The sequence below is a fragment of the Tunturibacter gelidoferens genome, from assembly GCF_040358255.1.
In the GTDB taxonomy this organism is placed as follows: Bacteria; Acidobacteriota; Terriglobia; order Terriglobales; family Acidobacteriaceae; genus Edaphobacter; species Edaphobacter gelidiferens.
On record NZ_CP132938.1, the window covers coordinates 905,566 to 926,307 of the forward strand.

Consider the following 20,742-nt stretch of genomic DNA (forward strand, 5'->3'; position numbering starts at 1 on the left):
CCGACCAGCCACCACAGTTAGAATGACCTAGCCCGTCCCTCGTCCATGTGACGATTACTCAACGTAAGCCGACTTATCGGTACTGACCTGCTTAAATGAGCGTTGGGCAACATCGATGGACCTACAATTAAGTGGCGGTTGGTAATAAATAAAAGATGTACGTTCCGATTGGAATCGATTCCCATGCAACGTGCTCCCTTGGTTAAACTTGTCTTTTTCCTGGTTTTGTTCTTCATCTCGGCAACAGTCCAAGCCGTAGACGTTCAATCAACCGAGGATCACCCGACCTGTCCTGGGTTGAAGCTGGAGATTGGAATCCCCGACGATGTCGTTCGTCCTCAATCCGATGTGCTTCTGGAACTGAGGCTGACAAATGTCGCGCACGAGGCGATACTACTTCCGTCAGGTTCACCAGACTTCTGGTCCTACGAATTCGAACTGAAAGACGAGCGCGGTGCTCTCGTCCCGCGAACGGCGGAGTGGATGCATGCTCTTTCACAACGTCCTACGATCGTCACGGCAAACGTGTCCATACCACTTTCCGCCCGACCCTCGCTGACAAAGGCTGTGTTGCTTGAAAAACTCTTCGACCTGACCAGGCCGGGTCGATACACACTTCGCGTCTCATTTGGTTCGGTCATGTGTGGCAACTCAGCTAAACACGTCACCTCCAACTTGGTTCAGTTCACTGTTGGCGCTCCCTCAATTCGGCCTTTAACGCCTAAAGCGGGGATCTCTGTTACGGCGAGCGCCACGCGAACCCGCGTACCCGTCGGCTGGGGAGTGCCACTCGATATTGTTGTTCAGAACAACAGCGGCCATATGCTCAGATGGGCAGTTGATGACCTACCCAACATGGCACCAGATGAATTCCTCACTGGCGCTAAAGTCTTCGATGCTACAGGCGTACTACGCCCAGCGCCCAATTCGCCCAACTCTAGTTGGAGTCTCTCTCGTTTCCGCGATACCGCCTCGATCATAGAAATCCTTCCCGGTGAGAGAACCGAACAAATTGTCTTACTCGGCGATCTATTTGACATCAGCAAACCCGGAAGATACCGAGCTCAAGTTGTGCTACTGGACCCGCAGAGCAATCGGAACATCGAATCCAACCGTGTGCCCTTCGAGATCGGGGACGCCACGTCTTCACATCCTCTTCCAAACGAACCTCCCTTTCTCGTCACCCTGCGGTCGGCAAATTTCGACCCGCCTGACCCGAGCAACGTCCTGGTCTGCATGAGCAACATCTCAGACCACGACATCGATCTAGATAACTCATCTGCGAAGGATTTCCTATCTGTCGAAGGCCTCGATGGAAACCCTGCCACTTTGACTGAAGTAGCGCAAAAGGCGAAAAAAATGGTGGATCTTACCCAGGTCCCAGCCGCTTCAAAACAATGTTGTACTTGGTATACGGTGAGACCTCGGAACGCCCTATGCGGGGGACTTCGTGTTAGCAAAATCTATGACCTTTCAAAACCGGGCGCATACAAGATTCGCAATGATCGCTACGATGAACCCGATGCAATGTCGGGACAGAAGCTCGGAGAGTTGCCCTTGGTTCACTCAAACTGGCTTATGATCTTCGAGCCTTCTCCTGCTATTTTCTGAAAGTAGATAGCGAAAAACGCGCTTCTCGTCACCTATTCCCGAAGGGTCGGCAGCACGGAAGCCATGGCTCGCCTTCTCAGTTGGTGATAAATCGCCAATGCACTGCGGGGCGAAACAATTATGAGCTTTGGTGTTCTGGGCGGTTGACGGGCAAACCGGAAGTTACTCTCCTCCTTGATCGGCCAGCTGCTAGCCGACAAGCCAACGGAAATAACCGAATGCGCAGTTATAGTGCGTCACCATCGTGAGCGTAGTGTAGGATTCCGCCATGCGAGAAACGCATTTACGAGTCTTCGCGGTGGCAACCGCGGCGACGTTGTTGCTTGTTCCGGCTTACGCACAGCAGAGTCACTGGTCTCCGGCGGATGATAAAACCGCGAAATACATGATCGAGATGGAGCGCAAGTGGGCTGAGGGTGTGTGTGTTGAAAACGGTGTCGTCGCTGGTCTGCTTGCCGACGACTTCCAAGGCACTTCAACGAAAGGTGCGCGCTTCACAAAAGCTGATGAACTGAGGGACGAGAAAGGCGCACACACCGCTCATGGTTGCGGACTTGATGAGGCTAAAGTGCGTTTCTTCGGAGACAGTCTTGCCATTGTCTACGGCAGCGAACATGCTGTCGGCAAAGACAAGTCCCAGCCGAACATAAAGGTGTGCCAGGTTTGGACTGACACGTGGCTGCAGCGTAGCGGTACATGGCAGATCATCGCCTCGCACGACAATCGTGTGAAATGTAAGTAGCTAGAGAACGCCTGACCTTTTATTCTGCATTGGCATGGTTCGCAAAAACCCAGGTCCGACTTCGAGCACTCGATGTGGCAGTCCAGATCACGCCGATTCAAGTGGCTAAATGGGAATGTAGTGGGTGGCGGGATAATTGTGCATTGGGTATGTCGCTCGTGGCGGGATAACGTTGCAAGGGTGCGGCATTTCGTTGTATCCAGCAGTAAATACATAAGAATCGAGAACTCGTGCCATAGCATCAATTGCGTGCCACCCGTTACGCGGACCTGACACGAAGAGCACTTCCAGTATTGCGGGTGTCTTCGGCGAACTGAACAACCGTTATCCAACACTGCTGGGTCGCAGCACGGAGAAATTTATCCTTGTCAGAAGGTTTGGGACTACCGTTTTTTGTCATTGCAACTCTCACTGCCCGTTCATACCAGCTTGGTAGGCGCTCGTACTTATGCAATTGACCCAGCCGATTCGTCGATCTCAGAACCTCGATTAAATAATCTGGCCAGTCTGCGAAGAGACTCACCACCGCCTGGAGCATATACGCTCTGGATTTCACGTCGAGATATTTGAAATTTGTCGGTGTACCACTCCAATATCTGCAAGTGATTTGGAGTGAGTCGGACAGCAGTTGTGACCTCATGTGCCTCGCTAAAGCGGAAGAACGGCACATGACGTAAGGAAGTCTCGCCAACACGTCAAAGAAGTCCCCACAGTTGGAATTCCTGACCAATGAGTCCAACAGGCAGGTAAGTTTCAAACTATTGTTGTCTGCCAACTTGGATGGAGCACCATTCACGACAGATCTACCGCAGTGTGCGCAAAGTTGCAGTTCCATCTTTGATTTGACAGTCGACGATCTGAAAAGCCTTGGCACAGCTCGAAATAACTTTCTGCAATGAGGACACCTTTTGTTGAAGAAAGCACCTGTGCTGCACGCAGCAACTATAGACGCCGATAGTCCATGAAAGCTGATGGTGCCCGGACTGCCGAAGACAGACAGGGCAATACTGACTAACCCAATCTCTGTCCGACGGACTTTCCCACCGGCGCCACAATCCAGGAAATTTAAAAGCCGCTGAAAACGTTTGAGAAATGGGTTTCCCGAACAGTCCATAAGGCTAGGACGAAGGCACTGAATAACCGTCTCCTTCTCGACTCCCACCGCCATCGCGATAGAGTTTATGAGCGGGTTATTATCCGCCATCGAATCCAGCGTCCCAAGTTGATCGTCGTTTCCAAGCCATGCGCAGAGGCTTCTGACGGACACTTCATTCCCGGCTGCAATCCTGAGAATCCAAGAAGACAAAATCTCGTCGTTAAGACGGCGTGGGTGCCATGGTAAGAGATTTGACACCTTCGTCACCCCTTATCTGGCTGGCCGCGCACAACGCTATTTCGTACTGGTACGAATTATCGTTGTTCAGTACGAATTAGCGGTGTTTTTGACAGCCAGCCCCGTACTCTCCGCCTGCTCCTGCGCATGGTAGCTGCTCCGCACCAGCGGCCCGCTCTCCACATGCTTGAAGCCCATCCCCACCGCCTCATGCTTCAGAAAAGCAAACTCCTCCGGCGTATAGTACCGAGCCATCGGCAGGTGATCCCGGCTCGGCCGCAGATACTGCCCAATCGTCAGAATATCCACCTTCCGATCTGCCAGATCGCGAAACACCGCGAGCAGCTCGTGCATCTCCTCACCCATCCCAACAATAATGCCTGTTTTGGTTACAATCTGGTCGCCATCCCGGTCGTCGAACATCTCCGCAGCAAGCTCCTTCGCATGCTCTAAGAACCGCAACGACTTCTCATACCGCCCACCCGACTTTGCCACCCGGTAAAGCCGCGGCACCGTCTCAATGTTGTGGTTCAGAATCTCCGGCCTCGCCGCCACCACCATCCGCAGCGCCTCTTCGTTCCCCTGAAAGTCTGGCGTCAGCACCTCCACCCTGCACCCCGGAGCCTGCAACCGGATCTCATCAATCACGCTCACAAACGCCCGCGCCGCGCCCACATTATCGTCATCGCGATTCACGCTCGTAATCACCGCATGCGCCAGTCCAAGCTGCGCGACAGCATAAGCCACCCGCCGCGGCTCATCGAAATCGATCGGCTCCGGCTTCCCCTTCGGCACCGCGCAAAACCCGCACCGCCGCGTGCAAAGATTTCCCAGCATCATGAACGTCGCAGACTTCTGATTCCAGCACTCCCCAATATTCGGGCACTGCGCGCTCTCGCACACCGTATGCAGGTTCAGCTCCCGCGCCATCTTCTTCAGGTTATGAAAGGTCTCCCCCATCGGAGCCTTCGCCTTCAACCACGCCGGCTTTGGCGCAGGTTTGCGCGGCGTCAGATCAATCTGTATCAGCTCTGCATTCAATTGGGCCACCGGTGGAGTCATCCCATCCATTGTATCCAACCCGCCCAAACGAGCCGAAGACCCGCCTCCGCTAGCCAGCCTTAGCGCGCCGGTCTGTGCCGTTTCACATCTCTCAACAATGGACTACAAACAGCTCTCCCAAACAACATGAGCCAGCGAAACGCTGGATTCGCTGGCTCTTTCCGCATCGACAAAGTTGACATAGTCAAAGGCGATCACACCTCCCAGTCCTACAGGTTCAGCGTCACCTTAGCGTTATCGACTACTTTCGCCCATCTAGGATCTGTCGAGCCGCTCGAGGCGTATTCATCGTGCCAGTTCCACCACTTATACGGCGGCGTCTGCGGATAGCCCGCAGGCGAATCCTCCCACTCCTCCTGCCGTCCAAGCGCGGTCATGTCGAGATAGCTCCACACGTTGCCCATCGCCTCATCGCCACGGCTGTTGATGAAGTAAGTGCGGTATATCTTGTCGCCATCACGAATAAACGAATTATGGCCGTGCCACTGGTCCACACCGAAGTCCACGTCGAAGCCATCCGTAATGGTGTACCAGGGCATCGTCCAACCCATCCGCTTCTTCAGGCGCTCAATCTCCGCCTGCGAAGCGCGCGAAGCATAGACAAGAGTCGTATCGCGCGCATTCAGATGCGTGAGGTTGGAGACCTGATCGGCACCCAGCGAGCAGCCGCGGCACGCGTGATCGGGCCAGCCAAACACCCCCGGCTCGAAGAAAGCCCGATAGACAATCAACTGACGCCGCCCGTCAAACAAATCCAGCAGGCTCGCCTTCCCGTTCGGTCCCTCGAACTCATACTTCTTCTCCACCGCCATCCACGGCATCCGCCGACGCTTGGCAGCCAACGCGTCGCGCTCGTGCGTCACCCGCTTCTCCTCGGCCACTAGACTCTCGCGAGCCGCTAGCCACTCCTCTTGCGACACCACCTTCGCATTCTCAATCACACTGGTTGCCATCTTGATCTCTCCTTTGATTTGAGTTCGAGACAATACCTCCTGCTCCATTTCCCCTTCCAGACAGCTTGGATGGAGTTGGTTCAGGATGGTTGTCCACGGCGTTCTTCCCACCGAACTTCTTCATTGCGATCGCCGAGAGGCCGCCCGTAGAGGTAACACTGCCGGCGATCAGCATTGCGGTTGCCAGGCACACTGGACACATGGGCTGAACCTCCCTACGGTACGGGCTGACTACGCCGGCTGATGTTCCGGCTGGAGTACTGAGCGCTCGTCGGCGCTCGGGCCCCAGCTTGACGGCACAGGAACGTCGAGCAGGCGCAGGTAGACGCAGAACTGACCGCGGTGCTGATACCAGTGGTTGAGCATGATATTGCGCAGGAAGACGACGCGCGGCATAGCTGCGATCTCCTGATCGCCGGCGACGATGCGCCAGGTTGCGTTCATCGCGGCGTCATCGAATCCCGGCAGAACCTCGCGCACAGTGGCCACGCTCTGGTCGAAGGCGTCGAGGACTTCCTGCACGCTTGCGGGCTGCGGGAATTGGAACTCCGGCGGAGGGATCTGGTCCTTTTGAGCGCCGCGAACGACCCCTCCGGGCACGAAGGCGAGGTGATAGGCCAGTTGCCCAGCGGTCATGGACCTGGAGTGAGGCTTCCAGGTGAGCTTGTTGTCAGGAAGGCGCTCGAGGAACCTCCGCGTCACAGGAACCTGATCTTCAAATTCTGCCAGTAAGGATTGTGCGAGCATGCGGTTCTCCTTTCGGGTTTGTGTCCTTAAGACGGATTGGGATTTGAATTGGCCTAGTCCCGGGTAGGGACGCTAGAGCTGCCTCTGCCTCGAGCTGCTATTTGCGAGAGGCCTCGGCATGCCTGCGAACACGCTCATGCATTGAGTTCCAGCCCTTCGGCATCCCTGCCTTGTGATCCTCAGTCAGCAGGCCGAGCGCCGTGTGCCGGAAGACGATCAACGTTCCTCCATCGACCTCCTTCAGCCGGTACTGGACGTTGTTGACCATCGGGAACGATGCAAACAACGGACCTGCGAACTCCAGCAGCGTAGGCCGCTTGATCGCCTGCACATTGGCCCAGAAGTGCCCATTGCCGTCGCCCAGGTCGCGATACCACCTTCCACCCGGCCACGGTTCGATCTTCATGTTCATCGATTTGCCATCCTCGGTCTCGTTGCCGGGCCCCAGCTGCTCGAGCAGCGCGGCAAAGGTTACGTCCAACGGCGCCTTAACGTGGATCTCCTGATTAAGCGTAAAGGTTAGGTTTTCAAGGGTCTGTTCTGGGGCAATCATCGTCTCTCCTTTGGGTCTGAAGGATTGAAATCCGGGGAATTGAAATCTGCTGAGCTCTGGCGGACCGTTGCTTCCGCCAGCTCCTTCACACGAAGCAACTGGTGCTGCCAGTAACGCTCGAACGTTCCGGCCCACTCGTGCAGAGGGCGTATCGCCTCCGCATTGGTCCGGTACAGCTTTCGGCGCCCCTGGCACCGCATCCGAACCAGCCCCACGTCGTGCAGCACGCGCAGGTGCTTGGAGATCGAAGGCTGCGGAAGGCCCAGCGCTGCCACAATCTCGCCGACCGGCCGCTCGGCTCCGGCAAGATAGCTCAAAATCTCCCGCCGGCGGGGCTCAGCAACCGCGTTGAACGTATCCGAAGTGGTGGTCGCTCTTGCCATGGCAAAACATTACATACCCATATAGGAATATGTCAAGCGGTTTTGCCTTTGACTTCCGCACAAGGCTGACAACTAGAGCAAAGTAGCCGCTGGCGTAGAGTCTGCCGTGTCCTTTGGTTGTCATTCCCGAAGGGAATCTGCGGTTGCCTTCCTCCACACCAACAGCAAATCCGCTTCAACCAGTGGCAAGGGAGCCCTCTTCTCTAGCCTCATCCGAAGGATGATGGACCGGATGACCTCGCCAGTCGCGGAACCATGACTCCTCACCCCGGTACACACAAAGTAATGACCCGGAAGTCGTAGACGTAACTAAAGAAAGAGCATCAACAGATTACGAACAGGGGATATGCTCGCCTCAAGGACTCTTACGACCCCATGCGCCGTCTTCGACCGGCCGCGCAAAGCCGAGAAATACGGAGGATCCACCTCGATGACGCGAACCTCAATCATGCGGACGATAACGCGAACGAAGACCATCTCTCTCTCGGGATTGCTTGGCTTGGCCCTGGCTTTCTCCTCGACGGGCCGCGCCGCTGCGCAGATACAGACCGCACCGCAGATACAGCCCGCCCAATCAGCCCCCCAGCCCGCCTCGCCAGTGCAGCCCACAGACGCATCCCAGCCTACAGACGCGTCCCAGCCCACAGCCGGGCAAGGGCAGACCAGTCAGCCCCTCGATGACAACAAAGTCACATCGTTTCCAGCCATCTCGCAACCCGCCGCACCCATCGTTGCGAAGGATAAAAAAGGAAAGCAGGAGTACACCGGACCGACGACACTGGTGGAGCTGCCGCCCACGCCGATGCTCGACGCAGAAGGCAAGCAGCAGCAGGACCCCGAAGGCAAGCTGATGTTCAACCCGCCCATCCGGCAACAGCGCGACAAAAAAGGACACCCGCTCTTCGACGCTGAGAACAAGCCCGTGATGCAGACCAAAAACGAACTCGGATACGACGAGAACGGCAAGAAGCTGCACGCCCCGAAAGAAAAGCCGCCAAAGACCGTCTCAGTCTCCATCAGCCGCGGCACCCTCACCGTCGACGGAATGACCGGCAAGGCCGCTCTCAACTACGAGATCAAGGACCTCAAATACATCTACGTCTACGTCCCCGGTGTCGGCACCACGATCATCTCAAACGATCCCTTCCCCGGCGCCGTCGAACAGAAGAGAGCCTTCGACGACAAGACGCTCACCGTAACCGTCGGCGATCACGTCCTGCAGTTAGCCTCCGACAATCGTCTTCTGGGCAAGGCCCCGGAGTCTGCCTACGTCCTCGTCGACAGAAGTTTTTCCGTGCCGACCAAATTCCCGGTGGTCGGTTACGGACCCATCCGTGTAGCTCCTTATGCATGGCCCGGCTCAAAGGAGAACGAGGTCTTGACCGGCGCAGTTGAGGCCCCTCCCCTGCCTGCTGATCTGCGCCCAACTCCGCTTCTGCAGCCTTGCCCTGCAGGCCAGATGCGAACGGCCGGCCCTGCCGTGCTCCCTGGGCAAACCGCCGCGCCGCGCCCCTGTGTCCCCATCGCCTCGGTCCAAACGAACGCGACCTACGCCAACCAGGCAGCTCTACCCATGAGAAACGCAAGCAAATAATCGAAGCAAACAACCCGGACAGAGAGCGAGGCGAGCAAGATAAGAAGTGAAGGGCCGGAAAACCTGCGCCCCCGACCGAAGGGAGGACCCACGCCCCGAACCCGCCAAGACCGGTACACAAGTCACGAAGTGACCGCCCTCCGCGCAGGAGGCCCGTCCGGCAGGACCAAAAATAAATCCGAAAAGCTGGCGTATCTTTCAACCCCCAAAAACACGCGGCGAAACACCACACTCCCACCAGCAATCCACCACAAACTCACCATCAAAACACCACACCCAAACCAGCTTTTTTCCAAAACCCCCTCAAAAACACCAGCAAAACAGCAAAACCATCACCCGCCACCACCCCGCAATTTTTTTCTCTCCTCATGCGCTTTTTTCGTCGCGCAGTAGATCACCCGCTCCACCTCCGCGACCACTCCCCCCGCATCGTCCTTCACCTCCACCAAAAATTTCACATCCGCCCGCCCCTCCCCCTCGAGCAGCGCCCAAACCTCAGCCAGCCGCTCTGCCGTCAACCGAAACTCCGCGCGAACCCGCCCCAATCCAGGCTTTTTGTAACGTATCGAAGCCGCCTTATCCCAGACCACAAACTCCGGTCCAAGATTCGTAGCCAGCATAATCATGTAAAACGGATCAGTCAGCGCGAACAGCGACCCGCCAAACTGCACCCCCACATAGTTGCGATTCCACGGCCGCAGCGGCATCTCCACGTCAATCGCGCGCAGATCCTTATCCAGCCGCGTCACCTTGATGCCCGTCCCAAACAACGGCGGCCACCACCCGATATGACGCAGCCACCAGCTCATCGCAACCGATCCCGCACTTCCGTCCGCACCAGATAAAGAAAGAACACCAGCGCAAACAATCCCTGCACCAGGAACGGCCCAGCGTGCGTCTTCTCAAACACAAACAGATTGCCGAGGCAAAGCGTCAAACATCCACCCAACACCAGAGCCCATCCCCATCGCCGCAGCCGCAGCAGCCCAAACACTCCCGCCGCCAGCAGCGTGCACAATGCCAGCACGCCATACTTTCCCGGTCCTGCACCAAACTTCCCGTTCAACGCAGCGAACGCGTTCACCATCGTCAACACGAGCATGAACAGTGCGATCCCGGCCACGCCCGGCAACATCCCATGCGCCCGCGCTTCAAGCTTTTTTATCTCTTCCGGATCGCTCATAAGGTATGCAGATACGCCATCAAATCATCCAACTCCTGCGGATCCAGCGTATTCCCTTGAGCAGGCATCAGATTGCGTCCATGCACAATTGTCTGCGTCACGCGCTCATCATTTGCCGGCGCGCCGCTCGGCAGATACGGCTTCTTGAACATCCCGATCAGCGCCGGTCCATGCAACGGCGCAGCCTTGCGATCGTAGTGGCACTGGGCACAATGCGCCTGATACACCCCATGTCCATGCATCTGCTCCGCGTTCAAATCCGCCAGTGGAGTGGGCGGCGCGATCGACTTACATCCAACAAGAATCCCCACCAAAAACAACAAAGAAAAAGCCCGAATCATCCTCTAATTCTCTCATCCATCTCGCGAAATCAGTTCTCTGCCGCAATCGCTGCCGCAATCGCTGCCACAATCTTGTCCATCACATCGCGGTCCGCATGCGTCTGCGGCAGATGGTTCCCCACCATGATCGAAAAGATCACCGTTCGCCCGCTCGCACACTCGACGTACCCACTAAGTGCACGCGCCTCTCCCAGCGTCCCGGTCTTCGCAAACACCTTCCCCTTCAGCGGAGCCTTCGCAAACCGCCCCTCCAGCGACCCATCCACTCCGCCAACAGGCAGGCTGCTCTTCCAACCTGTAAACCACGTCTGCCCGCTCGCATACTGCAGCAACCGTGCAATCGCTCGTGGCGTCACCAGGTCATGCCCACTCAACCCCGACCCATCAAGAAAGATGAAATCATCCTTATCAATCCCTGCACTCACCAGAAACTGCCGCACCACCCGAGCCCCCTGCGCAATCGTCCCATCTCTGCCCCGCGCCAGGCCCAGTTGGCGAAGCAACAACTCCGCATGCAGGTTCTGACTCGTCTTATTCGTCACCACAACATCCTCCGCAAGCGCAGGGGACACATGGCTCGCAAGCGTTCTCTCTTCACCCGTAACAGCAACACCGAAGGCTGCATCATCCGCCGGTTCGATCCTCTGTTGCGGCGACCCCTCCTTCGTCGCAGCATCCTCAATCGCGCCCGACTCTTTCCAGAAACTCTCCGTATCCATCAACACTCGATGCCGAGCCCTCGCCTCGCCTGTCACACGAACTCCGCGAGCCTCCAGCATTCCCTTCAGCGCCAGCGCCGCATACTGTGCCGGATCCTCAATCGCAATCTCCTCCACATCCGGCTGCCCATGCAATCCGATCGCTCCATAGATTCGCAACACCTTCGATCCCGGCGCCCGCTCCATCTGCACCGTGCTCCCACTCTTCACCGCTCCCGTCGTCACTGCAACATCCAGCGTGTAATAAGTCATTGCCGGATCGAACACCACACTCGCGGGCGCGCCCACCGCGTCTCCCGGCGTTATCGTCACCTTGATCTGGTTATCGTTGACCGACAGAGCCGACACTGGCGCACCATACCCCCAAACCGCATCGTCGATCGCCCAGTCCTGTGCATAAGGCTCCCACGGAAACACCGTGTCGTCCCCAATCACATCGCCCTGCACACTCTTCAGTCCGGTCGCCGCAACCTGATCGGCCATCTCCTCCAGATATCGCAACGGAGCAAAGCCGGAGTCCTCTGCTGCAGCCCTCTCTCCGGGCACCGGCGCAACATAGGGCAACACGCGGCCCGACAGATTCGCATCCCCGTTTCCAACCAGCATCAGATGTCCCGTCAGCTTCCCGCCATCGTCAAAAACGCCCTGCGCCAACACCTTCGTCTGGTAGGTCGCCTTTGCTCCCAGCAGAGCCATCGCCGCCGCAGTAGTAAACAACTTCGCATTACTAGCAGGCTGAAAAAGCTGACCGTCATTCAGCGCGTAAATCGGCGCCCCATCGATTCCCACCACCGCGATGCCCCAGTGATCTCGCGCCACTACAGGCTCCTCCAACAAGCCGGCAATCGCCTGCGCCAGAGACGTGCAAGGCCCGCTTCGACCAGCCTTCAACACAACCGACGCGTCGCATCCAACGCCCTGCGTCTGCGCCAAAAGCGTCTGCGCGCACACCGCAACTCCCAGCAAACAACATGGACCCCATCCTGAAAGCCTCATCATCCGCGCAGTCTAGCATCCTGTTTAAAAGATCAAGTCCGGCAGGACACACAGCTAGAATCCAACCATGCCCTTCACCCCCCGCAGCCATCACGATTGGCACCTCCGCACCCGCACTTTGCAACTGGGCCAGAGAACCATCGTCATGGGCATCCTCAACATCACACCCGACTCCTTCTCCGACGGTGGCTACTTCTACTCTCCCCACCACGCCCCCGAGCGAGCCCTCGCCCAGGCCCTCAAGCTCCTCGAAGAGGGCGCCACCATTCTCGACCTCGGCGGCGAATCCACCCGTCCCAACGCGACACCTCTCACCACAGACGAAGAACAGTCCCGCATCCTCCCCGTCCTCGAATCCATCCTCAAAGAAAAACCCGGCACCATCCTCTCCATCGACACCTTCCACGCCACCACCGCGCGCCGCGCCCTCGAATCCGGAGCCGAGATCATCAACGACGTCAGTGGCCACCTCTGGGACCCCGACATGTCCAAAACCTGCGCCCAGTCAGGCTGCGGAGCCATCCTCATGCACACGCGGGGCCGCCCTCAGGACTGGTCAACCCTCCCTCCACTAGCACCCGAAGCAGTCTTACCCCTGATCCTCACCGACCTAGCCGAGCGCCTCGAAGCCGCCACCGCCGCCGGCATCCAACGCAACAAAATCGTCGTCGACCCAGGCTTCGGCTTTGGCAAGCGCCTCGACGAAAACTACCCGCTCCTCGCACACTTTGACCAACTCCAGCAGTTCCACCTGCCGATCCTCGCCGGCGTCTCCCGCAAAGGCTTCCTCGCCCACACCCTCACCCAAAGCCCTAGCCTATCCGTTCTTCTCGAAGGAGCAACTCCCTCGATAGACGACCGTCTGCACGCCACCACCGCCGCCAACGTAGCCGCTATCCTCGCCGGAGCCCACATCCTCCGCACCCACGATGTTCGCCCCACCGTCGAAGCTGCCGCCATCGCCGACCAGATCCTCAAAGCGATCTGAGAAACGGTGTCCTGCCGGACGGGCCTCCTACGCGGAGGGCGGGCGTTCCTACGCCTTTCTAAAGCTTCGCGCGGTCCTCCCGTTGGTCGGAATCATCTTCCTTCGCGACCAACGGGAGCGCCACGCAAAGCGGTAAACAAGTCACGAAGTGAGCGCCCCACGCGCAGTGGGCCCGTCCGGCAGGACAAGCGCCTCTAGACCGGATTTCCCGCCGAATCCGTGCTCCAGCTCTCCGTCTGAAACGCAATAAACACAGCCGTCCAGGCCCCCTTCGACGGCAGATTAATAAACAGCGCCCCATCCTGCCAAACGCCATTATCCCCACTGAACCCGCCGCCGCTGCCACCCACAGGATTCCCCTGATTCATATGGATATCGTGAATCCCATCCACCTTCCCCGAATCCGCGTACGCGCTCCCGAACACATAGATCACGCCGTCCTTATCGGCGATCGTCATATTCAGCAGCGTCACCACAGCGTTTTCAAGCGCCTTCGCCCGCGCCCGCTGCACCATCTGCTCCTCCGCGCTTCCACCCTTCGCCTGCGCCTTCAGTTGCGGCAGCAGAGTCATCTGCGCTTTCGTAATCATCGGCCCGCCATTCACGGTACTCCGGACAAAATCCAGTGCCAGCCCACCCGCCTCACTCTTCAGCGCCGTCATTCCCATCGGCAGCGTGGTCACTCCCGCCAAATCCGGCGGCGTAAAGTCTTCAACAATGTCGTACAACACCTCCGAACCATCCACCGACTGAATATTCACCGCCACCGTAAATGGCCCACCCGGAGCCTGCATCGTGATCTGGTAGTGCGTACTCGCGCCCGTAACCACCTTGCCCGCAGTCGGCTTTCCCGCCAGCACACTGTAGTTCGTAATCGGCATCCCTACTCCTCAACCTTTCGAAAAACCAAAACACATCACAGACACCATCTCACACGCCCGCCTCGTCTTTCACGTCTTCCTCTTCATTCTCTTCCTCGTCCTCCTCTTCCTCTGCGGCGTCGTCGTCTTCCTCCTCCAGCTCCTCATCCTTCTCATCTCTCGCTGTTGCAGCCGTCGCTGCCCCACTACTGGCGTGCGCAGTCGGATCGCTGGCCGAGTTATCAAACATCGCCGTCGCATCCGGCCCAATCGTGCGCAACATCTCGTCAAATCCATGGTTCCCAATCGCGTCTGCCATCTCGTCTCTCCTGTTCCACAAGAATTTAGCGAAGGCACCAGTCGGTGTAGAGTCGCCCACGATTTTTGCTTGTCATTCCCGAAGGGAATCTGCGTTTGCAGTCTATACGCCGTTAAGCAAATTTCCATAGCGCAGCGGCAAGACCGTGTCCCCAACCTGCCACGTTGGATGCCTAATTCTTCAGCTAGGCCGAACTCTATTTTCCAGGGCACTTCTCTCTCACTCGCGGTATCCTCAGGGGAGAAGGAAATACGAATATGCTCGCAGCCCTGCTTGCCCTCGCCGCCGCCAATCTGATCTGCCTCGTCCTCCTTCTGCTCCGCAAGCAACCTGCCCCGGCGACGGACCCACGTCTCGCCCAGCTTCCCGACCATCTCACCCGCCTCGACGCGCGAAACGACGCGCTCGACCGTCACCTCCGCAGCGAACTCGCCCAGTTGCGCACCGGCGCCGCCGACGAAGCCCGCCGTACCCGCGAAGCAGCAGCAGCAGACTTCACCAGCCTGCGCACCGAGATCACCGCAACCATCGCCGAACTCAGCGGACTTCTACAGAACGGGCTCAACGCCTTTCGCAGCGACAATAAGACCTCCGACGAAGTCCTCCGCACCGCCGTTCAGCAAAACCTCGACGCCATCGCGCAGCGCCTCACCTACTTCATCGGCGAGGTCAACCGCAACCAGATCGAGGCTCGCGAAGCCCTCCACAGCCGCCTCAACGAGCTCTCCGGCGAAGCCAACGACCAGCAGGAGAAGCTCCGCTTCACCGTCGAAGACCGCCTCACAAAACTCAACGACGCCAATACCGCCAAGCTCGAAGAGATGCGTGTCACGGTCGACGAAAAACTCCACGCCACACTCCAGACCCGCCTCACTGAATCCTTCGGCCAGGTCACCACGCACCTCGGAGAAGTCCAGAAGGGCCTCGGTGAGATGAAGGAGCTAGCCACCGGCGTCGGTGATCTCAAGCGCGTTCTCTCTAACGTCAAATCACGCGGCGTCGTCGGCGAGTTCCAGCTCGGCCAGCAGCTAGAGCAGATGTTCTCTCCCGAGCAGTACATCAAAAACGCCCGCATCAAACCCGGAACCCTCGAGTCCGTCGAATACGCGCTCAAGTTCCCCTCCGGCGAAGGTCAGACCGGCCCCGACAGCTACACCCTCCTCGCCATCGACGCCAAGTTCCCCAAAGAGGACTGGGAGCGCCTCGAACACGCCTACGAAGCCGGAACCGTCGAAGAGATCGCTGCGGCAGGCCGGGCCTTTGAGCGCGGCATCCGTGCCGAAGGCAAGCGCATCTGCGACAAATACATCGATCCACCCACCACCATGCCGCACGCCATCATGTTCCTGCCCACCGAGAATCTCTACGCCGAGGTCGTCCGCCGCCCCGGCCTCCAGTCCGAGATACAGTCCAGTTGCCGCGTCACCATCGCCGGGCCGTCAACCTTCATGGCCATCCTCACCAGCTTCCAGATGGGCTTTCACACCCTCGCTATTCAAAAGAAGGGCGACGAGGTCTGGCGCGTCCTCTCCAGCGCCAAAAAAGAGTTCGAGACCTACGGAGGCCTCATGCAGAAAGTCGAAGATCAGGTCGGCACCGTCCAGAACACCATCCAAAAGCTCGGGGTCCGTACGCGCGCTATTAACAAAGCCCTCAAAAACGTCTCCTCGATCGACCCTGGCGTCCCCCTATCCAACCTCATCGGCTTCGAAGACATCTCGGGCGTCGCCCCGTTGCTCGCGGCATCGGGCGAGGAAGACTGAAAAGATCCTCTTGCCCACTCCCCACGGCCGCCCGCTGTTGCTTTACACTCACTGAGGCGCTCAGTATGCTTGAGATTGGCCGTGTCGACCTCGAGCGACAAAACATCCAGGCTTCAGATTCCAGACGTAAACAGGAGAACGAAATGGCAGCAGTAGACGAGAAGGTAAAGCAGATTATTGTCGAGCAGCTTCAGGTGGATGAAGCAGAAGTCACCCCGGGCGCAAGCTTTCAGGAAGATCTCGGTGCAGACTCCCTCGACGTCGTCGAGCTCGTCATGCAGTTCGAAGAAGCATTCGACATCCAGATCCCCGACGAGGATGCCGAGAAGATCAAGACCGTCAAAGACGCCGTCGACTATATCGAAAAGAACCAGAAGGCCAAGTAAACAATGGAGCATCGTCGCGTAGTTGTCACCGGCCTCGGCCTGATCTGCGGGGTCGGCAAAACCGCCCCTGAGGTTTGGGAAGGTCTTATGGCCGGACGAAGCGGTATGGCCGAGATCAAGGCATTCGATCTCACCGGCCATCCAGTCCGCTTCGCTGCAGAGGTTAAGGACTTCGATCCTCTCCTCTTCGTCGAAAAGAAAGAATCCCGCAAGATGGGCCGCTTCATCCACTTTGCCCTGGCCGCAGCAGCCGAAGCGATGGCCCACTCCGGTCTCAAGATCACCGAAGAGAATCGCGATCAGGTCGGCGTTCACATCGGCTCCGGCATCGGCGGATTCGATGTCATCGAGCGCGAACACTCCAACCTGCTCTCCGGCGGCCCGCGAAAGGTCTCGCCCTTCTTCATCCCCGGCTCCATCATCAACCTAGCCGCCGGCCACGTCTCCATCAAGTACGGCGCACGCGGACCCAACGAAGCCACGGCGACCGCCTGCACCACCTCGGCGCACTCCATCGGCGACGCCTTCCGCATCATTCAGCGCGGCGATGCCGACGCCATGATCGCCGGCGGCACCGAAGCCTCCATCACGCCGCTCGGTGTGGCAGGTTTCGCCGCCATGCGCGCCCTCTCCACTCGCAACGACGACCCTGAGCACGCCAGCCGCCCCTTCGACAAGGATCGCGACGGCTTCGTAGTCGGCGAAGGCGCAGGCATTCTCATCCTCGAAGAGCTCGAGTTCGCCAAGGCTCGCGGCGCGAACATCCTCGCCGAAGTCATAGGCTACGGCCTCTCCGCCGACGCCTTCCACATGACCGGCATGGCTCCCGAAGGCGAAGGCTGCTACCGCTCCATGCAGCACGCGCTCAAAGTCGCCGGCATCTCGCCCGACCAGATCGACTACGTCAACGCCCACGCCACCTCGACGCCCCTCGGCGACGCCCTCGAATCGAAGGCCATCGAAAACGTCTTCGGCGAACGCGCGATCGACGGCAAGCTCCTGGTCAGCTCTACAAAATCCATGACCGGCCACCTTCTCGGCGGCGCCGGCGGCCTCGAGGCCGGCATCACCATTCTGGCCATGCAGCACCAGATCGCGCCCCCCACGATGAACATCGTCGAACTCGATCCCCAGTGCCGCCTCAACTACGTCCCCAACAAGCCTCTACCGGCGAAGATCGACTACGCTCTCTCCAACTCCTTCGGCTTCGGCGGCACCAACGGCTCTCTCGTCTTCAAACGCTGGACCGAATAAGCCGCACCAACCGCACTGATTAAACCAACCGCGCTAATTAAACTGAGGCTCGGCCAAATGCCGAGCCTCAGTTTAATCTCTGCTTTTGCCGTTGCCTGTTCCCTTGTTGTCATTCCGCAGCGAAGCGGAGAAATCTGCGGTTACGTTTGCAGTTGCCTGTTCTCCTCCATCACCCAAAACATCGTCATCTCGACCGAAGCTGTTCACAGTCTCATCGTGAACAGCACAGTGGAGAGACCCACGTATTTCGCCTTGCCGCCCCGGTTGCCTTCGCCTTGTCTCTGCCTTTGCCGTTGCCTAGTTGTCTTGGTTGTCATTCCGCAGCGGAGCGGAGGAATCTGCTTTTCACCAATCTCAACGCCGCAAAAACATCGTCAACGCAGCCAGACATCCAGTCTGATCGCGACGCGCGCATTGGAGAGACTGGCGACCTTCGCTTTGATCGCTGCTTGTCTTCAGGTCATCCTGCGAAGACGCGCATACCTCTAGCGGCGAAAAGAGCGAGACGAAACCTTCCCTCCCTCAGTCTCGTCAACACAAACGTCACGCCAAATTATAAAAGTAGTCGGAGACCCGTTCATGAAGTTTCGCCTCACCCTCTGCCTCTTCGCCGCAACCCTCACCACGCAAGCCGAAGTCTCCCTCCCCAAAATCTTCTCCAGCCACATGGTCCTCCAGCGCGACATGCCCATCCACATCTGGGGCAGCGCCACACCCGGCGAATCCATCACCGCCACTTTCCACGACCTCACCAATACCGCTACCACCGACGCCACCGGCCGCTGGAGCCTCTATCTCCCCCCGCAGCCCGCCGGCGGCCCCTACACCCTCACAGTCCGCGGCTCCAACACCATCACCTACGACGACATCCTCCTCGGCGATCTCTGGTTCGCCTCCGGCCAGTCCAACATGGAGATGCCTCTCTCCGGTTTCGACCCCCACACTCAAATCCAAAACGCCGAAAAAGAGATCGCAGCCGCCAGCTATCCCAACATCCGTCTCCTCCGAATCGAAAAAGACTCCGCTGACTACCCCGCCGAAGATGTCAAAGCCACCACCGGCTGGTCTCCATGCACCCCCGAATCTGCAAAAACCTTCTCCGCCGTCGCCTACTTTTTCGGTCGCGATCTGCAAAAGGCCCTTGCCGACAAGCAGCAACACATTCCCATCGGCCTCATCGACTCCACCTGGGGAGGAACCCTCGCCGAGGCGTGGACCAGCCTCGACACCCTCGGCTCCAACGCCTCCCTCCTGCCCGTCTTCGCGGCCCGCGCCGAAAAAATGAACCACGAGACCACCGAGATCCGCCAGGACGCACTCGACAAAGCGAACCGCGAACAAGGTAAGCCGGTCGCCATCCGTTGGCATCCCGACCCCGACTCCTGGCGTCCGGCCGGCCTCTACAACGCGATGGTCGCTCCCTTCACTCCGTTACCGATCAAAGGCGTCATCTGGTATCAAGGCGAAGCCAACTCCGTCCTCAACACCGTCGACCTCTACGACAAACTCCTCCCCGCACTCATCCAGGACTGGCGTCAGCACTGGGCCCAGGGCAACTTCCCCTTCCTCTACGTCCAGATCTCCGCCTACGCCAGCACCCCACAGGAAAACTGGGGAGAACTCCGCGACGCCCAGCGAAAGGCCCTCTCCCTCGTCAACACCGGCATGGCCGTCACCATCGACATCGGCAACGAGTACGACGTTCACCCCGCCAACAAGCAGACCGTAGGCGAGCGCCTCTCGCTCCTCGCCCGCCGCCTCGTCTACAACGAAGACCTCGCAGCCTCCGGTCCGCTCTTCCGCCTCGCCTACCCCGACAAAGGAGCCATGCACGTCTGGTTCGACAACGCCGCCGGCCTCCACACCAAAAACGGCGCACTCGAGGGCTTCGAGGTCGCCGGCTCCGACCGCGTCTTCCTCCGCGCCAACGCCCACATCGATCACGAAGCGAGTGGCGACACAGTCATCGTCGCCAGCCCTGCCATCCCCAACCCGCAGTACGTCCGCTACGCCTGGCCCAACTTTCCCCAGGCCAACCTCTACAACGGCGCGAACCTCCCCGCCTCCACCTTCACCTCACTCCAGCTGTCCGCGCAACCTTAGCCGCTGATCGCCGCCGACACCACACTCAAAATGAAGATCAGCACCCACCAACCCACCACCACCGCCGCAGCCTTCCCACGGCTCACCTTCGCCACAATCGAGGTCCCAATCACCAGCAGAATCAAATTCCAGATCCCGATCACATCAAAAAAACTCAACGCGGTCTTCAGCCACGGCGCCGCATCCGGCATAAAGTAAGCCGGGTTCGTCCCCACCGCATTTTTGATATTGAAACTTTCCGCACTGCTCCCAAAAATAACCGTCACCATCGTCAGCAACCCACTCAACAGCCGCGGCAGCGACGCGTACATCCACACGCAGAACATCTGCGCAAACGTCGTCTTCGCCCCCAGCCCGAAATTAAAGCTCGCCCAGTTAATCAGCGCCCCAATCGCCGAGATGAGCAGAATAATCACCGGCGTCGCATACGACACATACTTATACCCCTTCGACATGCTCTGCATCCTGCCCGCACGCTCATCCGCCGTCAGGCTCTGCATCTGCTCCTCCTGCTTCGGACTATCCAGAATCACGTTCTCTACCACACGACCGAAGCCCACCTGCTTATCGATCGTGAACGTGACACCAAGCGACACAACCACCGCCAGCAGAAACGGCAGCCACCAACTCGTGCTCCGAAGAATATCCGTGAACGTCTTCGACGGAGCGACAAACGTATCCACCACCCGCTCCACCTGGCTCAACCCCGGTTGTCCCGGCTGCGCCTCCACCGCCACAACGTCGCTCATAAAGCCTCCTCGCGCAAATTCTTCGACCAGCGCAGCAAATTAACGCTCAAGAATGTCTCCGCATTCTAGCCCACCTCGCCATGCCGCCCAACAGAATCGAAAA

The 20,742-nt window shown here is 58.5% G+C and carries 21 protein-coding genes and 1 pseudogene; 8 read left to right on the plus strand and 14 right to left on the minus strand.

From position 1 onward, the window contains the following. Positions 1–183 precede the first annotated feature (183 nt). Both RBB81_RS04200 and RBB81_RS04205 read left to right on the plus strand, forming a co-directional pair. Positions 184–1,611 carry a hypothetical protein gene (locus tag RBB81_RS04200; protein WP_353072818.1) on the plus strand — a complete coding sequence of 476 codons (1,428 nt, stop codon included), beginning with the start codon at positions 184–186 and terminating at the stop codon, positions 1,609–1,611. Between the two features lie 268 nt (positions 1,612–1,879). Continuing rightward, a complete protein-coding gene (locus tag RBB81_RS04205; protein WP_353072819.1) occupies positions 1,880–2,353 on the plus strand; it encodes a nuclear transport factor 2 family protein in 474 nt (157 codons plus the stop codon). An 803-nt stretch (positions 2,354–3,156) separates the two neighbouring features. On the opposite strand, the gene RBB81_RS04210 is transcribed toward RBB81_RS04205, so the two are convergent. From RBB81_RS04210 to RBB81_RS04240, 7 genes and pseudogenes are all read right to left on the minus strand, one after another. Then, on the minus strand, positions 3,157–3,408 hold the full coding sequence (locus RBB81_RS04210) for a hypothetical protein (protein ID WP_353073894.1): 252 nt from the start codon (positions 3,406–3,408) through the stop codon (positions 3,157–3,159). 143 nt (positions 3,409–3,551) lie between these two features. Then, positions 3,552–3,716, minus strand: a pseudogene (locus RBB81_RS04215) (TniQ family protein); the annotation flags it as partial. A gap of 57 nt (positions 3,717–3,773) precedes the next feature. After that, positions 3,774–4,748: a lipoyl synthase gene (gene lipA / locus RBB81_RS04220; RefSeq protein WP_353072820.1), complete on the minus strand. Its 975-nt coding sequence runs from the start codon at positions 4,746–4,748 to the stop codon at positions 3,774–3,776. A 209-nt stretch (positions 4,749–4,957) separates the two neighbouring features. Next, positions 4,958–5,701: a DUF899 domain-containing protein gene (locus RBB81_RS04225; RefSeq protein WP_353072821.1), complete on the minus strand. Its 744-nt coding sequence runs from the start codon at positions 5,699–5,701 to the stop codon at positions 4,958–4,960. A 231-nt stretch (positions 5,702–5,932) separates the two neighbouring features. Beyond that, positions 5,933–6,448 (minus strand): DinB family protein, encoded by a 516-nt coding sequence (locus tag RBB81_RS04230; RefSeq protein WP_353072822.1) that lies wholly within the window; start codon positions 6,446–6,448, stop codon positions 5,933–5,935. Between the two features lie 97 nt (positions 6,449–6,545). Continuing rightward, positions 6,546–7,001 (minus strand): SRPBCC family protein, encoded by a 456-nt coding sequence (locus tag RBB81_RS04235; protein WP_183790879.1) that lies wholly within the window; start codon positions 6,999–7,001, stop codon positions 6,546–6,548. Beyond that, a complete protein-coding gene (locus tag RBB81_RS04240; RefSeq protein ID WP_179580504.1) occupies positions 6,998–7,384 on the minus strand; it encodes an ArsR/SmtB family transcription factor in 387 nt (128 codons plus the stop codon). Before RBB81_RS04240 ends, RBB81_RS04235 begins: the two co-directional genes overlap by 4 nt. 430 nt (positions 7,385–7,814) lie before the next feature. On the opposite strand from RBB81_RS04240, the gene RBB81_RS04245 reads away from it, so the two are divergent. Continuing rightward, on the plus strand, positions 7,815–8,978 hold the full coding sequence (locus RBB81_RS04245) for a hypothetical protein (protein WP_179580506.1): 1,164 nt from the start codon (positions 7,815–7,817) through the stop codon (positions 8,976–8,978). Positions 8,979–9,310: 332 nt separating this feature from the next. Here RBB81_RS04245 and RBB81_RS04250 read toward each other — a convergent pair whose 3' ends face one another. The 4 genes from RBB81_RS04250 to dacB are packed head-to-tail and all read right to left on the minus strand — an operon-like array spanning position 9,311 to position 12,220. Beyond that, positions 9,311–9,787 (minus strand): DUF4442 domain-containing protein, encoded by a 477-nt coding sequence (locus RBB81_RS04250; protein WP_179580508.1) that lies wholly within the window; start codon positions 9,785–9,787, stop codon positions 9,311–9,313. Next, the gene (locus RBB81_RS04255; RefSeq protein WP_353072823.1) at positions 9,784–10,161 is read right to left on the minus strand and encodes a hypothetical protein; all 378 of its coding nucleotides are present in this window, start codon (positions 10,159–10,161) and stop codon (positions 9,784–9,786) included. The genes RBB81_RS04250 and RBB81_RS04255 overlap by 4 nt, the downstream gene beginning before the upstream one ends. Further along, entirely contained in the window at positions 10,158–10,502 is a 345-nt protein-coding gene (locus RBB81_RS04260) for a c-type cytochrome (RefSeq protein WP_353072824.1), read from the minus strand. The genes RBB81_RS04255 and RBB81_RS04260 overlap by 4 nt, the downstream gene beginning before the upstream one ends. Positions 10,503–10,531: 29 nt before the next feature. Further along, complete coding sequence (gene dacB, locus RBB81_RS04265) at positions 10,532–12,220, minus strand: D-alanyl-D-alanine carboxypeptidase/D-alanyl-D-alanine endopeptidase (RefSeq protein ID WP_353072825.1); 1,689 nt, start codon at positions 12,218–12,220, stop codon at positions 10,532–10,534. A gap of 64 nt (positions 12,221–12,284) precedes the next feature. Between dacB and folP the strand changes: the two genes are divergently transcribed. Further along, entirely contained in the window at positions 12,285–13,205 is a 921-nt protein-coding gene (folP, locus tag RBB81_RS04270) for a dihydropteroate synthase (protein ID WP_353072826.1), read from the plus strand. 194 nt (positions 13,206–13,399) lie between these two features. Here folP and RBB81_RS04275 read toward each other — a convergent pair whose 3' ends face one another. Together RBB81_RS04275 and RBB81_RS04280 are read right to left on the minus strand one after the other, a co-directional pair. After that, positions 13,400–14,086, minus strand: coding sequence for a YukJ family protein (locus RBB81_RS04275; RefSeq protein ID WP_353072827.1), 687 nt, complete (start codon positions 14,084–14,086; stop codon positions 13,400–13,402). Between the two features lie 49 nt (positions 14,087–14,135). Then, complete coding sequence (locus RBB81_RS04280) at positions 14,136–14,384, minus strand: hypothetical protein (protein WP_183790869.1); 249 nt, start codon at positions 14,382–14,384, stop codon at positions 14,136–14,138. Between the two features lie 257 nt (positions 14,385–14,641). Here RBB81_RS04280 and RBB81_RS04285 point away from each other — a divergent pair, with 257 nt between their 5' ends. The 4 genes from RBB81_RS04285 to RBB81_RS04300 all read left to right on the plus strand — a co-directional run bounded on the left by RBB81_RS04285 (position 14,642) and on the right by RBB81_RS04300 (position 19,890). Continuing rightward, positions 14,642–16,147, plus strand: a complete 1,506-nt coding sequence (locus RBB81_RS04285; protein ID WP_353072828.1) for a DNA recombination protein RmuC — start codon at positions 14,642–14,644, stop codon at positions 16,145–16,147. A gap of 143 nt (positions 16,148–16,290) precedes the next feature. Continuing rightward, entirely contained in the window at positions 16,291–16,533 is a 243-nt protein-coding gene (locus RBB81_RS04290; protein WP_179580522.1) for an acyl carrier protein, read from the plus strand. A 3-nt stretch (positions 16,534–16,536) separates the two neighbouring features. Next, positions 16,537–17,787, plus strand: coding sequence for a beta-ketoacyl-ACP synthase II (fabF, locus tag RBB81_RS04295; protein WP_179580524.1), 1,251 nt, complete (start codon positions 16,537–16,539; stop codon positions 17,785–17,787). A gap of 579 nt (positions 17,788–18,366) precedes the next feature. Next, the gene (locus tag RBB81_RS04300; protein ID WP_353072830.1) at positions 18,367–19,890 is read left to right on the plus strand and encodes a sialate O-acetylesterase; all 1,524 of its coding nucleotides are present in this window, start codon (positions 18,367–18,369) and stop codon (positions 19,888–19,890) included. Here the strand turns inward: RBB81_RS04300 and RBB81_RS04305 are convergent. Beyond that, positions 19,887–20,639, minus strand: a complete 753-nt coding sequence (locus RBB81_RS04305; RefSeq protein WP_179580528.1) for a YIP1 family protein — start codon at positions 20,637–20,639, stop codon at positions 19,887–19,889. The two genes, RBB81_RS04300 and RBB81_RS04305, sit on opposite strands and share 4 nt — an antisense overlap. Between the last annotated feature and the right edge of the window lie 103 nt (positions 20,640–20,742).